Consider the following 14043-nt stretch of genomic DNA (forward strand, 5'->3'; position numbering starts at 1 on the left):
GCCGTGTGATCGGCCAGACGCATCCTGGCGTTCGCGAATACTCCCGCCGGGTTGCGTGGCACACTGGGCGATCGGAACTCCAACCGGTGACGATAGGTGTTCACGGGTTGTGACCACAGGGGTTCCGGGTGTAGATGGGAGAGCCGGTTCCACAGGGTTTTCCGGGGTTGAGTGGACGAATAAAGGCTGGTTAAAGCAGTATGTCTGCCATGTCGGAAGTTGTCCCGTTGCCGTCGTTCGGCGAAGTCTTCTTCGATGCACGAGGTCAGGAGCGGTGCCTCCGGGTCACGTGGCATGAGGGCACGCTGGTCCTCAGCCTGTGGCGCGGCGAGATGTGCACCGCGAGCTTCCGCATGCCGATGGAGGACGTCGGGCGGCTGCTCGACACTCTCGACGAGGGCTTCGCGGAGGCCACGGGCGAGCAGCCCGCTGTGCCCGCGCCCGAGCCCGGCACCGAGGTGATGCCGGGCACCGGAACCTATCACCGCCCGGGCCAGCACGGCCAGCAACCGGGCCGGCAGCACGCGCCGCAGACCGGCGCGCAGCAGCCCCAGCTGCCGGGCCGGCCGCAGCTCGACGAGCGGCCCACGGCGGCGCTGTCGCCCAGCGACGTCCTCGTGGCCAGGGGCACTCCGGCCGCGCACCAGGACAAGCTGGTGGCCTCCTACGGCGAGACGACGGCCCCCCGCGACCCCGGTTACGCCGAGCCCGCCGCCGGCCGCGGCGACTACGCCGACCCCGTCAGGGACAGCACCCCCGCGTACGGCGAGCCGCGCAACCTCTTCACCGGTCCCCAGTACGTCGACTCCACCGGCCCCCAGCAGAAGTACACCGGCGACCCCTACAGCGGCCCGCAGTACGCCTCCGACCCGCTCAGCGGACCCCACCAGTACGGCCAGGACCCGCTCAGCGGCCCCCACTCCTACGCCCAGCAGGTCCAGCCCGAGCCGTTCACCGGCCCTCAGTACGTCGACAACGAGCCCGTCTACCAGATGCCCGGCTCCGACCAGCGCCGCCAGGCGCCGCTGAGCACCGACCCGCTCGGCTTCCCCTCGCAGGCGGCCGACCGCTACCAGGCGGCCGGCGACTATCCCTCCGATCCGTACGGCGGCCGCCGCCCCGACGCCTACCAGCAGCAGCCCCCGCAGGCCGCCCAGCCCCAGGCACCGGCGCAGCCGAGCACGGCGGGCCTCGGCACGCCCATGCACGGCATCCCCGGAGCGGGCCGCCGCCGCGGCGCCCCGCAGCCGCCGCAGCCGGCCCCCGTCCACGACGACTACGGCTCCTACCAGAACCCGCAGGTGCCCAACCCGGTGGACCCGCTGATGACCCTCGGCCGGCCCGACCAGCAGTACCCGCCCGCGTCCGGGCAGCATCCCGGCCAGGAGGACCTGTCCCGCCCCTACGTCGGGGACCCCATGTTCTCCACGGGCGAGCGCCTGCGTCCCGACCAGCCCGACTACCACGAGAGAAGCGACCGCAGGGAGTGGTGACGGCCCACTCCGTCCCACCGGGTACGCTCACCGCGAGACGATCGAGCCACGGCTAGTCCCGGCGGCCGATCGCGCGTCATCGAGGAGCGAGCCCGCGCGGCCGAGGCTCCGGCGGGCGGTCCCGACCCCATCGGGCTGGCGGGGGAGGGGCGCGGCGGTGACACCGATCATGGGCCTGCAACTGCTGCTGGTGGCCGCCGGCGCCATCGCCGTGGCGGCGGTCGCCAGGCGCAGGGGCTGGCCGGCGCCGCTGCTGCTGGTGGCCGCGGGGCTGCTGGTCTCGCCCCTGGTGCCGGAGGTGCCGCTGGAGCCGGAGCTGGTGCTCTACGTGTTCCTGCCGCCGCTGCTCTACTCCGCCGCGCTCGACAGCTCCTACCTGCGCCTGCGTGACGTCAGGCAGGCCGTGGGGCTGCTGTCGGTCGGGCTGGTGCTGTTCACCACGGCCGTGGTCGGGCTGCTGGTCCACCTGATGCTGCCGGACCTGCCGCTGGCGCTGGCGTTCGCGCTCGGCGCCGTCATCGCCCCGCCCGACGCGGTGGCCGCCGTCGCGGTCGGCCGGCGGCTGGGGCTGCCGCGCCGGGCGCTGACGATCCTCATCGGCGAGAGCCTGTTCAACGACGCCACCGCGCTCACCCTCTACCGGGTGGCCATCGGGGCGGCGCTGGGCGGCGCGGTCAGCGTGTGGGAGGGGCTGGGCGAGTTCGTGTTCGCCGCCGCCGGCGGGGTGGTGATCGGGCTGGTGCTGGCGGTCGCGCTGGCGTGGCTGTTCCAGCGCACCCGCGACTCGCTGGTGGAGAACACGCTGATGCTGCTGATCCCGTTCGCCGCCTACCTGGCGGCGGAGTCCGTGCACGCCTCGGGCGTGATCGCGGTGGTGGTCGTCGGCCTCTACCTGGGCAACCGCATGCATCTGCGCGGGTTCGGCACCCGGCTGGTGTCCGACGCGGTGTGGAAGGTCACCGACTTCTTCCTCGAAGCGGTCGTCTTCGCGCTGATCGGGCTGCAGCTCGTGACCGTGGTCAAGGGCATCGCCGGCTACGGCCCCTGGGAGGTGGCCGGTTACGCCGCGGCGGTGCTGGCGGCCTCGATCGCGGCCAGGTTCGCCTGGATGTTCGGCCGCACCTTCCTGCTGAAGGTCCTCGGCCGCACCCGGCCGACGGCGGCGGAGACGGTGATCCTCGGCTGGGCGGGCATGCGCGGCGTGGTGTCGCTGGCGGCGGCGTTCGCCATCCCGCCCGAGGTGCCGGCGCGGGACCGGGCGCTGCTGCTGTTCCTGACGTTCACCACGGTGATCGGCACGCTGCTCATCCAGGGCACCACGTTCCCCGCGCTGATCAGGCGGCTGCGTGTGTCCAGCGAGCAGGAGCGCTACGAGGACCGCCTGGCGGAGGCCGCGGCCCAGCAGGCGGCGCTCGAAGCGGGGCTGGCGGAGCTCGACCGGCTGGTCGGCGAGCAGGAGGGCGAGCCCGACCAGATCCAGAAACAGGTCATCGACCAGCTCAGGGAGAAGTCGTGGCGGCGCTCCCTGACGGCGTGGGAACGCCTCGGCGGTGGCACCGGCCCCGGCGGCGCGGAGACGCCGAGCGCACTCTACCGCCGCCTGCGCCGCGACATGCTGCAGGCCGAGCGCCAGGTCTTCGTCCGGCTGCGCGACGAACGCCGCCTCGACGACGAGGTGCTCAGAGAGGTGATGGCCCAGCTCGACTTCGAAGAGGCCATCCTCGAACGCTGACGCACGCGACCTGAGGACCCGGCCGCCCCGGCCAGGGGCGCGGGCTCAGCCGGCCGGAAACGTCAGCCCATCTGGCTGTCGACGAAGCACCACCGCCAGTTCTCGCCGGGCTCGTAGGACTGCACCACCGGATGGCCGCTCTCGTGGAAGTGGGCCGTGGCGTGCTTGGCCGGCGAGGAGTCGCAGCACCCGATGTGACCGCACTCCAGGCACCGGCGCAGGTGGACCCACCGGCCGTCATGGGCCAGGCACTCCTCGCACCCGTCGGGCGTCCTGGCGGCGGGGTCGGTGGCCTGGGAAAGATGCTCACAAATTGCCATACCCGAAATCCTAGGACGAGAGTGCCGTTCGAATTTCGGCCGGGGCCCTTGTCGCTCGGCGGGCGAACGTGGACATTGAGCTCAACGGGGGGAGTGACACAGGCCACACAACTCCGAGGAGCCGCGCGTGCTTGAGGTACGCAACCTCGAGGTCGTCTACGACGACGTGATGCTCGTGCTGCGGGGCGTGAGCATCCGCGTCCCCCCGGGCTCCATCGTGGCCCTGCTCGGCGCGAACGGCGCGGGCAAGACCACCCTGCTGCGAGCCCTGTCGGGCCTGCTCGGCGTGCACGACGGCGAGATCACCAAGGGCGCCGTCACGCTGGAGGGCGAGCCCGTCCACCACCTGCGGCCGGCGCAGATCGTCCGCCGCGGGGTGAGCCAGGTGATGGAGGGCCGCCGCATCCTGGCCGAGCTGACCGTCGAGGAGAACCTCAGGGTCGGCGGCCACACCGCCGCGGAGTCCCACCTGGACCGCGTCTACGGCCTCTTCCCGCTGCTGCGCGAGCGGCGCAGGAGCGTGTCGGGCTACCTGTCGGGCGGTGAACAGCAGATGCTGGCCGTCGGCCGCGCGCTCATGGCGGGCCCGAAGTACCTGCTGCTGGACGAGCCCAGTCTCGGCCTGGCGCCGTCGCTGGTCGGCCAGGTCCGCGACCTCATCGTGGAGATCAACCGCCAGGGCACCACGGTCCTGCTGGTCGAGCAGAACGCCACCATGGCCCTGTCCATCGCCTCCCACGGCTACGTCATGGAGACCGGCAAGATCGTCATGGACAAGCCGGCCGGGGAACTGCTCGCCGACGAGGACATCAAGGAGTTCTACCTGGGGGCCGTCCGGTCCTTCCGCGAGGTCAAGCACTACAAGCGGAGGAAGCGATGGCTCTCCTGACGTTCGGGGACGTGCACCTGAGCTTCGCCGGCGTCAAGGCCGTCGACGGGGTCTCCTTCGAGGTGCGCCAGGCGGAGCTGCTGGCGATCATCGGGCCGAACGGCGCCGGCAAGACCTCGATCTTCAACGTGCTGTCCGGCGTCTACCGGCCCCAGAGCGGCCGGGTCACGTTCCTGGGCGAGGACCTGCTGGCCCGCCGCCCGCACGAGATCGCCGCCATGGGGATGGCCAGGACGTTTCAGAACGTGGAGCTGTTCCACAACCTGACCGTCCTGGACAACCTGATGCTCGGCCGCCACCACCACTTCCGCTACGGCGCGCTGCCGGCCCTGCTCTGGTACGGCCGCGCCCGCCGGGCCGAGCTGGCCGCCCGCGCGAAGGTCGAGGACATCATCGACTTCCTCGAACTGGAGCCGTGGCGCCGCCATCCCGTGCGGCTGCTCCCGTACGGGGTGCAGAAGCGGGTGGAGCTGGGCCGCGCGCTGGCGATGGAGCCGAAGCTGCTCCTGCTGGACGAGCCGGTGGCCGGCATGAACCTGGAGGAGACCGAGGACATGGCCAGGTTCGTCATGGACATCCGCGACGAGCTGGGCATCCCCGTCGTGCTCGTGGACCACGACATGGCGCTCGTCATGGACCTGGCCGACCGGGTGCTCGTGCTCGACTTCGGCCGCCAGGTCGCGCTCGGCGCCCCGGCGGAGGTGCAGCGGGACCCGGCGGTCATCGAGGCGTACCTGGGAGGAACGGCATGAGCGGGCGGACCGAGGCCGCGGCGACCATCGTCACGAGGGTGCGCGAGCGCGCCAGGCGCGATCCCGGGGCCGTCGCCATGCGGCACAAGGACCTCGGCATCTGGCAGGAGGTCACCTGGGGCGCGTACTGGACGCAGGTGGAGCTGGTCGCGCACGCCCTGCTCGCGCTCGGCGTCGAGCCGGGCGACCGGGTGGCCGTGCACGCGGAGAACCGCCCCGAATGGTTGTACGCCGATCTCGGCACGGTCGCCGTGCGGGCCGTCACGGTCGGCCTCTACCCGACCAACCCGCCCGCCGAGGTCGCCTACCTGCTGGCCGACTCCGGCGCGAAGATCCTCATCGCCGAGGACCAGGAGCAGGTGGACAAGGCGCTGTCCGTCCTCGACGAGTGCCCCGAGCTGCGCCGCGTCGTCTACCTGGAGCCGCGCGGCATCCGCGGGCGCTACGACGACGACGTGCTGATGTCCTGGCCCGAACTGCTCGCCCTCGGGGCCGGGCACCGGGCCGCGCATCCCGGCGCCGTCGCACGCCGGATGGAGGAGGCCAGGCCGCCGGACGTGATGACGCTCATCTACACCTCCGGCACCACCGGGCCGCCCAAGGGCGTGATGCTGACCGTCGCGAACGTCGAGTTCGCCGTGCGGGTCCTGGTCGAGGGCGGGGGTTTCGCCTCGCCGCCGCCGTCGGAACGCGACCTCATCCTGTCGTACCTGCCGCTGTGCCACGTGGCCGAGCGCGCGTTCACGGTCTGGTTCAACGCGGCGGCCGGCGTGCAGGTGAACTTCGCCGAGTCCATCGACACCGTCCAGGCCAACCTGCGCGAGGTGCAGCCGACGATCCTGTTCGGGGTGCCGCGCATCTGGGAGAAGGTGCTGGCCCAGGTGGACATCAGGCTGGAGTCGGCCTCACCGGTCAAGCGGGCGCTGACCCGGTTCTGGCTCCGGGTGGCCGACCGCATAGGCGACGCGCTGGTCCGCACCGGCGGCAGGCACACGTTCTGGACGCGGGCCGCGTACGGGGCGGGCTGGCTGCTCTGCTACCGCGCGCTGCGCGAGCGGCTCGGCATGCGGCGCGTGCGCTACGCCGCCTCCGGCGCCGCGCCGATCGCGCCCGCCGTGCTCAAGTTCTACATGGGGATCGGCCTGCCCATGCACGAGGTGTACGGCATGAGCGAGAACACCGCCATCGCCACCGCCAACCGCCCCGGGCGGGTCCGCCTGGGCACGGTCGGCGAGCCGCACCCCGGCGCCGAGCTGAAGATCGACGAGGCCACCGGCGAGATCCTGACCAGGCATCCGGGCAACTTCGCCGGCTACTGGCGCAACCCGCGCGCCACGGCCGACGTGCTGGACGAGGACGGCTGGCTGCACACCGGCGACGTGGGCGAATGGGCCGAGGGCACGCACGTCAGGATCACCGACCGGATGAAGGACATCATCATCACGGCCGGCGGCAAGAACATCGCGCCGAGCGAGATCGAGAACGCGCTGAAGGCGTCGCCGTACCTGAAGGAGGCCGTGGTCGTCGGGGACCAGCGGCCGTACCTGGTGGCGCTGATCGGGATCGAGCCCGACACGGTGGGGGAGTGGGCGCGGCGGCGCGGGCTGCCGTACACGACGTATCGGGATCTGTCGGAGAAGCCGGAGGTGCGCGAGCTCGTCCAGGGGCTCGTCACCGAGGTGAACACCCGCTTCGCCCACGTCGAGCAGATCAAGCGGTTCGCGTTCCTGCCGAAGGAGCTCGACCACGAGGACGGCGAGCTGACCGCCACCCAGAAGGTCAAGCGCTCGGCCGTGGCCAAGCTCTTCGAGGACCTGGTCGAAGGGATGTACGCCCGGTGAAGGGCCTGCTGGAGACGGTGATCAGGGGCCTCGGGAACGGCTCGGTGTACGCGCTGCTCGCGCTCGGCTTCGTGATCATCTACAAGGCCACCCGGGTGATCAGCTTCGCCCAGCCCGCCCTCATGCTGGCCGGCGCCGTCGCCGTCAGCTACCTGGCCGGGGTGACCGGCTTCTACCTGGCCGTCCTGCTGTCGGCGCTGCTCATCGCCGGCGTCGCGCTGGCCATCGAACGGGTGGCGATCAGGCCGATGGTGGGCCGGCCGGTCTTCGTCGTGGCGATCATCACGCTCGGCATCGACGTGGTCGTGCGGGTGGTGGTGAACGGCTTCATCGGCAGGGACGTGCGCCAGGTCGGCGACCCGTGGGGGTTCACCCAGGTGTCGCTCGGGCCGCTGGTCGTGCAGTCGCGCTGGCTGGCCATGCTGCTGGTCACCGCCGTGCTGGTGACGCTGCTGTTCGCCTTCTTCCGCCACACCCGGTACGGGCTGGCGATGCGGGCGGCGGCCTTCGACCAGGAGACCGCGCTGGCGCAGGGCGTCTCCGTGGGCGCGGTCTTCGCGCTGTCGTGGGGCCTCGCCGGATTCCTGGCCGCGATCGCCGGCATGTTCGTCGGCACCGGCCAGGGGATCGAGCAGATGACCTGGGTGATCGCGCTGAAGGCGCTGCCGGCGATCATCGTGGGCGGGCTCGACTCGCTCGGCGGCGCGGTGGCCGGCGGGCTGATCGTCGGGGTGGTGGAGTCGCTGTTCCAGTCCTACCAGGGGGAGTTCGCGCCCTGGCTGGGGCAGAACTTCGCGATCGTGTCGCCGTACGTGGTGATGCTGATCGTCCTGCTGGTGAAACCGTACGGGCTGTTCGGGACCCGGGAGGTCGAGCGGGTATGACCGAGACGCGTGAAGAGGCCGCACCCGTCGCGCCCGACATACCGACCGGCCGGTCTCGGCGGGTACGCGGCCGGCCGCTGCTCTACACCTCCTACGCCCAGGACATGGCGCTGCTCGACACCCCCGCCAAGCGGCTGTGGACGCTGCTGCTGGTGGCGCTGGCGTTCGGGCTGTCGGTGCTGCTGCAGGACCGGTCGCTGGAGGTGCTGGCCGGGGCGTACGTGCTGGCCATCGGCGCGATCGGGCTCAACATCGTCACCGGGTACGCCGGCCAGGTCTCGCTCGGGCACGCCTTCTTCGTGGCCATCGGCGCCTACACCGCCGCCGCGCTCTCCGGTCCCGTGGACGGCGAGAACATCGGCTTCGGCATCGCGGAGGTGTGGCTCTGGCTGCCCGCCGCCGGCCTGGTCGCCGCCGCGGCCGGGGTGCTGGTGGCGCCGCTGGCCGGCCGGCTGCGCGGGCTCTACCTGGCCGTCGTCACGCTCGGGCTGGTCTTCCTCGGCGAGCACGTCTTCAAGGAGTGGAAGAAGCTGACCGGCGGGCCCGGCGTCGGCCGGGAGGCGGCGGTGCCCGAGCTGTTCGGCGTCCGCCTCGACCAGGACGGGCCGTTCGGCACCAAGGAGCAGGTCCTCTACACGCTCATGCTGGCGCTGCTGATCCTCTTCGCCGTGGCCGCCCGCAACCTGGCCCGCTCCCGCGTCGGCCGCGCCTTCGCCGCCATCCGCGACCGCGACATCGCGGCCGCGGTGATCGGGGTGCCGCTGACCCGGTACAAGGTGCTCGCCTTCGGCATCTCCTCCTTCTACGCGGGCTGCGCGGGCGGCCTGCTCTACACGATCTCCGGCTACGTCGAGCCGGGGTCGTTCAACCTGCTGCTGTCGGTGCAGTTCATCGCGATGGTGCTGATCGGCGGCGTGGCGACGGTGTCGGGAGCCATCGCGGGCGCCCTGTTCATCTCGCTGCTGCAGCCGGTCACCAGGTCGCTGCCGGCGCTCGTGCCGTTCATCAGCGGCGACACCACGCAGACGCCGAACGTGTTCCAGGTCGAGACCGTCCTGTACGGGCTGCTGATCGTGCTGTTCCTCATCTTCGAGCCCCGGGGCCTGTTCGGCCTGTGGATCCGGGTCCGCAACTACTGGAAGTCCTGGCCTTTCTCGTACTGATCAGAAGGGATTGCTGATGAAGAGTCGCTATGCGCTGGTGAGCATCGCCATAGTGGCCCTTCTGTCCGCGTGCGGCGTCATCCGGGGGGACGACGAGGGCAGCAAGGGCGGCGCCCAGGCTCCGGGCGTCACCACCGAACCGTGCCCGTCCGCGGTCGACACCAAGAAGGGCTGCATCTACCTCGGCACGGTCTCCGACCTCACCTCCGGCCCCTTCGCCGCGCTGGCCGTGCCGATCACCGACGCCCAGAAGGCGTTCTGGGCCCGGGTCAACAAGGCGGGCGGCATCGGTGGCCGGTACGAGGTGGACGTCACCAAGTACGTCAAGGACAACAAATACAACCCGGAGGTGCACCGGCAGGTCTACAACGAGATCAAGGACCAGGTGCTGGGCTTGGCCCAGACGCTCGGCTCGCCCACCACGGCCGCCATCATCGGCGACCTGAAGGCGAACTCCATCGTGGCCGCCCCCGCCTCCTGGACCTCGGCCTGGGAGTTCGAGGACGTCATCATCGAGACCGGCTCCAACTACTGCGTGGAGGCGATGAACTCGGTGGACTACGCGGTGGAGACGTACAAACCGAAGTCGGTCATGGCCGTGCACCTGGCCGGCGACTACGGCGCGGACGCCGCGGCCGGCGCCAAGGTGGCCGCCGAGCGCAACAAGCTGACGTTCACCAACGTCGAGACGCCGTCGGGCGCGACCGAGCAGGGCCGGGCCATCACCGAGATCACCAAGAACAAGCCCGACCTGGTCATCCTGACCACCGGCCCGGCGGACGCCGCCACGATCGTCGGCCAGACGGCGGCGGCCGGCTACAAGGGCCGCTTCATCGGCACCGGCCCCACCTGGAACCCCGCGCTCCTCCAGTCGCCGGCCGCGCCCGCGCTGAAGGCCCTGTACGAGCAGTCGGCCCCCGGCAAGCCCTGGGACGCCGACACCCCCGGCCACAAGGCGATGCGCGAGGCCCTGCCGGGCGTGACCCCGAACGACGGCTACACCTCGGGGTGGGCGTGGGCGTACCCGATGAAGGCCGCCCTGGACAAGATGGTGAGCGGCGGGGACGTCAGCAGGAAGGGGCTGCTCGCCGCGGTGAAGACGCTGACCAGCGTGGACTACGAGGGCATGCTGCCGCCCGAGGCGGGGAACTACGCCGACGCCAGCGGCGCCTCCGTGTTCCGGCAGACGCTGATCAACAAGGTGGACGACAAGGCGACGACCGGGGTGACGATCGCCAAGGACTTCTTCGTCGGGCCGACGGCGCAGGCGTACACGTTCGACGGCCCCTGCTACACCAAGCTGTAGCCGACCGGCGGCCGGCTGGACCGGCGGCGCGCTCACCGGCGAGGCGGAGGTAGCGGATGGCGCGCTCATCCGTGAGCGGGTGAGCCGTGACGCGCTCACCCGCGAGGCGGGTGGGCCGTCGCCGCGCCCGCCCCCGCGTCGGGGCGGGTCGCCGTCGTGCTGAGCAGCCAGTGTTCGACCGCCGCGCTCATCCTCGCCCCCGCCTCCAGCGCGGCCGTCTTGCCGGTGACCGGGTCGCTGCCGGCCGCCTGGCCCAGGATCACGCCCAGCACCAGGCGGCCGCGCACCCGGGACGCCCACATCAGGTTGCCGCCCGCGGCCGTGCCGGAGCCGGTCTTGATTCCGACGACGCCGTGCCGGTTCAGCAGCGTGTTCGTGTTGGACAGCCTCCTGACGTCGCCCGGCACGGCGGTGTCGCCCCGCGCCACCACCGCGCGGAACACCGGGTCGCGCATCGCCGCCTTCGCCAGCACGAGCTGGTCGGCGGCGGTGCTGACGGTGCTGTCCTCGTTGCCGCTGGCCCCCGTGTACGTCGTGGCGCCCATGCCCAGGCGGCGGGCGGCGGCGTTCATCCGCGCGGCGAAACGCTCCTCAGAACCGGCGTCCCAGCGGGCCAGCAGGCGGGCCACGTTGTTGCCCGACGGCACCAGCATCAGCTCCAGCAGGCGGCGCAGCCGGATCCGCCGGCCTTCCAGGAGCGGCACGGTGGACTCCAGCCCCGAGTACGACTCGTCGGCGGCGGTCCGGTCCACCTCGATCAGAGGGCCGTCCTCGCCGGGCCGCAGCGGGTGCCGGCGCAGGATCACGTACGCGGTCATGACCTTCGTCACGCTGGCGATCGGCACCGGCTCCGCCTCGCCGCTGACGCCCAGGCTGCCCAGCCCCTCCACCTCGACCGCCGCCTGCCCCTCGCCCGGCCACGGGAGGGGCACGCCGGTGACGGTGGCCCCGGCGACGCTCGGCGCGGCGGCGCAGCCGGACAGGCCGCTCACCGCGAGCAGGACGACGGTCAGAACCGGTAGAAGGAACCTGGAGGAACGTGACATGGTGGCCATGCTGCGCCGCCGATGTGTTCGTCCCGTCGTGACCGTGTCTCCGCGGTGGCTTGATCGTGTATCAACCCGGTATCAGCACGTCCTGATCCCGGCGGGGAAGGCGGAGGGTGGCGAGCGCGCCGCCGTCCCCGGCGTTGGCCAGGGTCAGCTCCGCGCCGATGACGCCGGCCTGGCCCAGCGCGATCGTGAGCCCGAGACCGTGGCCCCGGCCGCGTTCCGCGGCGCCGGTGCGGAAGCGGCGCGGGCCCTCGGCCAGCAGTTCCGGCGGGTAACCCGGGCCGTGGTCGCGGATCTCGACCAGGTGGTCCCGTACGGTGATCAGCACCGGGGGCTCGCCGTGGCGGCGGGCGTTCAGCACCAGGTTGGCCACGATCCGGTCCAGGCGGCGCGGATCGGTCTCGGCGACCGGCTCGCCGCCGTCCGGCGTCTGCACCCGTGCCTCGACGCCCACCCGGGCCGCGGACTGCCGGGCCAGTTCGGCCAGCGGCACCCGTACGCGGTCGGCCACCTCGGCGCCCGCGTCCAGCCTGGACACTTCCAGCAGGTCCTCGACCAGGGAGCGCAGCAGCCGTACGCGGTCGCGTACCAGCTCGGTCGCCTCGCCCTCCTCCAGCAGCTCGACGGCGGCGACCAGGCCCATGAGCGGGGTGCGCAGGTCGTGCGCGACGTCGGCGGTGAACCGCTGCTCGGCCAGCAACCGGTGCTGCAGGCTCGCCGCCATCGAGTCCACGGCGACGGCGATGTCGGCGATCTCGTCCCGCCGGCCGCGCCGCCTTTGCGTCGCGATGCCGCCCAGATGATCGGGATCCCTGGTCACGGTGATCTTGTGCTGATGCGCGAGGTCCCTTTGCGCGGTGATCTCGTCCGGGTGGCCGGGGTCCCTTTGCATGGCGATCCCGTTCCGGCGTTCCGGGTTGTCCTGCTTCGCCGTGGCGACGCGGGCGTCGAGGTCGCCGGCCGCGATGCGGCGGGCGGTGTCGGCGACCCGGCGGAGCCGCCGGTTGGCCGGTTCGGCCAGGAGCGCCGAGAGCGGCACCACCGCGGCTAGTGCGGTGAGTGCGGCCAGCACCATGGCGCGGTCGAGCGCGCGCAGGCTCGCCAGGTCCGAGCTCATGTCGATCTTGGACGTGGCCACGAACCCGCCGCGCACCCGCTGCGCCGCCCACATCCACGGCTGGTCCGGCTTCTGGTCGTCGTACCAGGTGACGGCGGACCCGTCAGGCGTCCAGGCCGGCGATCCGGTCGACGATCCGTCCGGCGAGTCGGCGGGGGACCCGAGGGGCGATTCGGCGGACGACGCAGCGGGCCGTTCCGTGGGTGACGCGGCGGGCGACGCGATGGACAACTCGGTGCGCGATTCGGTGCGCGATTCGGTGCGCGATTCGGCGGGCAAATCAGCGGGTGATCTGGTGGGCGACCCGCTGGGCAGCCGTGCGCGCAGGGCCGTGGGCAGGTCGGCCGGATCCTTGATCCAGTCGGTCCACGGGGTGGGCGGTTCGGGAGCGGTGCCCGCCCGATACTGGTCCGCGACCGTGGCCGCCTCCATCAACGCCCGTGCTTCGCCCAGCCGCATCGTGCGTTCCAGCGTCGTCCGGTGCACCAGCACCCCGACCACCGCGGCGACGGCGCAGCAGGCCAGCGTGATCAGCGCCGCCACCTTCCACCGCAACGACCCCGGCAACGGCCCCGCCACCTTCCACCGTGACGACTCCGGCGACGACCCGGCCGCCTCCCACTGTGACGGCTCCGGCGACGATTCCGGTGTCACGGTCCGCTCGGCTCGCCGTCTCATGGCTTGCGCAGCTTGTAGCCGAATCCGCGCACGGTCTCGATCAGGTCGGCGCCGATCTTCTTGCGCAGCCGCTGCACGCACAGATCGACGACGCGGCTGTCACCGTCCCAGCCGTAGTCCCACACCTCGCGCAGCAGCGTGGCCCGCTCCAGCACGATGCCCGGATGCGCGGCGAACTCCAGCAGCAGCCGCATCTCGGTCGGGGCCAGCTCGACCGGCCGCCCGCCGAGCCGCACCTCCAGCGCGGCCGGATCCACGCTCAGCTCGCCGAACCTCAGCACCCCGGACGGGGACGGCTCCGCCGGGGCGCCGACGCGGCGCAGCACCGACCTGATCCGGGCCACCAGCACCGGGATGTCGACCGGTTTGACCACATAGTCGTCGGCCCCCGCCTCCAGCCCGGACACCACGTCGAGGGAGTCGCCCCGCGCCGACATCATCAGGATCGGCACCTGGCTGGACTCCCTGACCCGGCGGCACAGGCTGATGCCGTCCAGCTCGGGCAGCATCACGTCGAGGACGAGCAGATCGTGCCCGCCGCGCCGGAACGCCTCCAGCCCGCTCAGCCCGTCGGCGGCGGTGTCGAGCCGGTAGCCGTAGCGTCCGAGGGCCAGGGAGACGGTCTTGCGGATGACGTCGTCGTCCTCGACGAGCAGGATGAAGGTCACGCTGTACGATACGCGCCCCGCACGACACCCGCTCAGGAGCACTCGTGCCGGGGCGGACCGATCGCCCGCCCCGGCACGAGTGGGCCGCTAGCCGCGTCGATCGCAGGCCCTGACGCGAGCGGCCCGGCCGGGTCGGCTGCCCCGTCCC

At 72.0% G+C, this 14043-nt stretch carries 12 protein-coding genes; 8 read left to right on the forward strand and 4 right to left on the reverse strand.

The features are described 5' to 3' along the window. Window positions 1–209 precede the first annotated feature (209 nt). Together B0I32_RS01895 and B0I32_RS01900 are read left to right on the forward strand one after the other, a co-directional pair. On the forward strand, window positions 210–1493 hold the full coding sequence (locus tag B0I32_RS01895) for a hypothetical protein (RefSeq protein ID WP_146178004.1): 1284 nt from the start codon (window positions 210–212) through the stop codon (window positions 1491–1493). Between the two features lie 157 nt (window positions 1494–1650). Further along, complete coding sequence (locus B0I32_RS01900) at window positions 1651–3225, forward strand: Na+/H+ antiporter (protein WP_106234363.1); 1575 nt, start codon at window positions 1651–1653, stop codon at window positions 3223–3225. Window positions 3226–3287: 62 nt separating this feature from the next. Here the strand turns inward: B0I32_RS01900 and B0I32_RS01905 are convergent, their stop codons facing one another. Continuing rightward, a complete protein-coding gene (locus B0I32_RS01905) occupies window positions 3288–3545 on the reverse strand; it encodes a UBP-type zinc finger domain-containing protein (protein WP_106234365.1) in 258 nt (85 codons plus the stop codon). 127 nt (window positions 3546–3672) lie between these two features. Here B0I32_RS01905 and B0I32_RS01910 point away from each other — a divergent pair, with 127 nt between their 5' ends. The 6 genes from B0I32_RS01910 to B0I32_RS01935 are packed head-to-tail and all read left to right on the forward strand — an operon-like array spanning window position 3673 to window position 10380. Beyond that, complete coding sequence (locus B0I32_RS01910) at window positions 3673–4434, forward strand: ABC transporter ATP-binding protein (protein WP_106234367.1); 762 nt, start codon at window positions 3673–3675, stop codon at window positions 4432–4434. Then, on the forward strand, window positions 4422–5186 hold the full coding sequence (locus tag B0I32_RS01915; RefSeq protein WP_106234368.1) for an ABC transporter ATP-binding protein: 765 nt from the start codon (window positions 4422–4424) through the stop codon (window positions 5184–5186). Before B0I32_RS01910 ends, B0I32_RS01915 begins: the two co-directional genes overlap by 13 nt. After that, window positions 5183–7027: an AMP-dependent synthetase/ligase gene (locus tag B0I32_RS01920; protein WP_106234370.1), complete on the forward strand. Its 1845-nt coding sequence runs from the start codon at window positions 5183–5185 to the stop codon at window positions 7025–7027. Before B0I32_RS01915 ends, B0I32_RS01920 begins: the two co-directional genes overlap by 4 nt. Beyond that, a complete protein-coding gene (locus B0I32_RS01925) occupies window positions 7024–7911 on the forward strand; it encodes a branched-chain amino acid ABC transporter permease (RefSeq protein ID WP_106234372.1) in 888 nt (295 codons plus the stop codon). The genes B0I32_RS01920 and B0I32_RS01925 overlap by 4 nt, the downstream gene beginning before the upstream one ends. Beyond that, window positions 7908–9074, forward strand: a complete 1167-nt coding sequence (locus tag B0I32_RS01930) for a branched-chain amino acid ABC transporter permease (protein ID WP_106234373.1) — start codon at window positions 7908–7910, stop codon at window positions 9072–9074. Before B0I32_RS01925 ends, B0I32_RS01930 begins: the two co-directional genes overlap by 4 nt. Before the next feature lie 16 nt (window positions 9075–9090). Next, window positions 9091–10380, forward strand: coding sequence for an ABC transporter substrate-binding protein (locus B0I32_RS01935; protein WP_106234375.1), 1290 nt, complete (start codon window positions 9091–9093; stop codon window positions 10378–10380). 95 nt (window positions 10381–10475) lie between these two features. On the opposite strand, the gene B0I32_RS01940 is transcribed toward B0I32_RS01935, so the two are convergent. The 3 genes from B0I32_RS01940 to cseB all read right to left on the reverse strand — a co-directional run bounded on the left by B0I32_RS01940 (window position 10476) and on the right by cseB (window position 13895). Next, a complete protein-coding gene (locus B0I32_RS01940; protein ID WP_106234836.1) occupies window positions 10476–11426 on the reverse strand; it encodes a D-alanyl-D-alanine carboxypeptidase family protein in 951 nt (316 codons plus the stop codon). Window positions 11427–11496: 70 nt separating this feature from the next. Further along, window positions 11497–13227 carry a sensor histidine kinase gene (locus B0I32_RS59555; protein WP_245955480.1) on the reverse strand — a complete coding sequence of 577 codons (1731 nt, stop codon included), beginning with the start codon at window positions 13225–13227 and terminating at the stop codon, window positions 11497–11499. Continuing rightward, a complete protein-coding gene (gene cseB, locus B0I32_RS01950) occupies window positions 13224–13895 on the reverse strand; it encodes a two-component system response regulator CseB (protein WP_181306902.1) in 672 nt (223 codons plus the stop codon). The genes B0I32_RS59555 and cseB overlap by 4 nt, the downstream gene beginning before the upstream one ends. Window positions 13896–14043: the final 148 nt, after the last annotated feature.

This window comes from Nonomuraea fuscirosea, from assembly GCF_003001935.1.
In the GTDB taxonomy this organism is placed as follows: domain Bacteria; phylum Actinomycetota; class Actinomycetes; order Streptosporangiales; family Streptosporangiaceae; genus Nonomuraea; species Nonomuraea fuscirosea.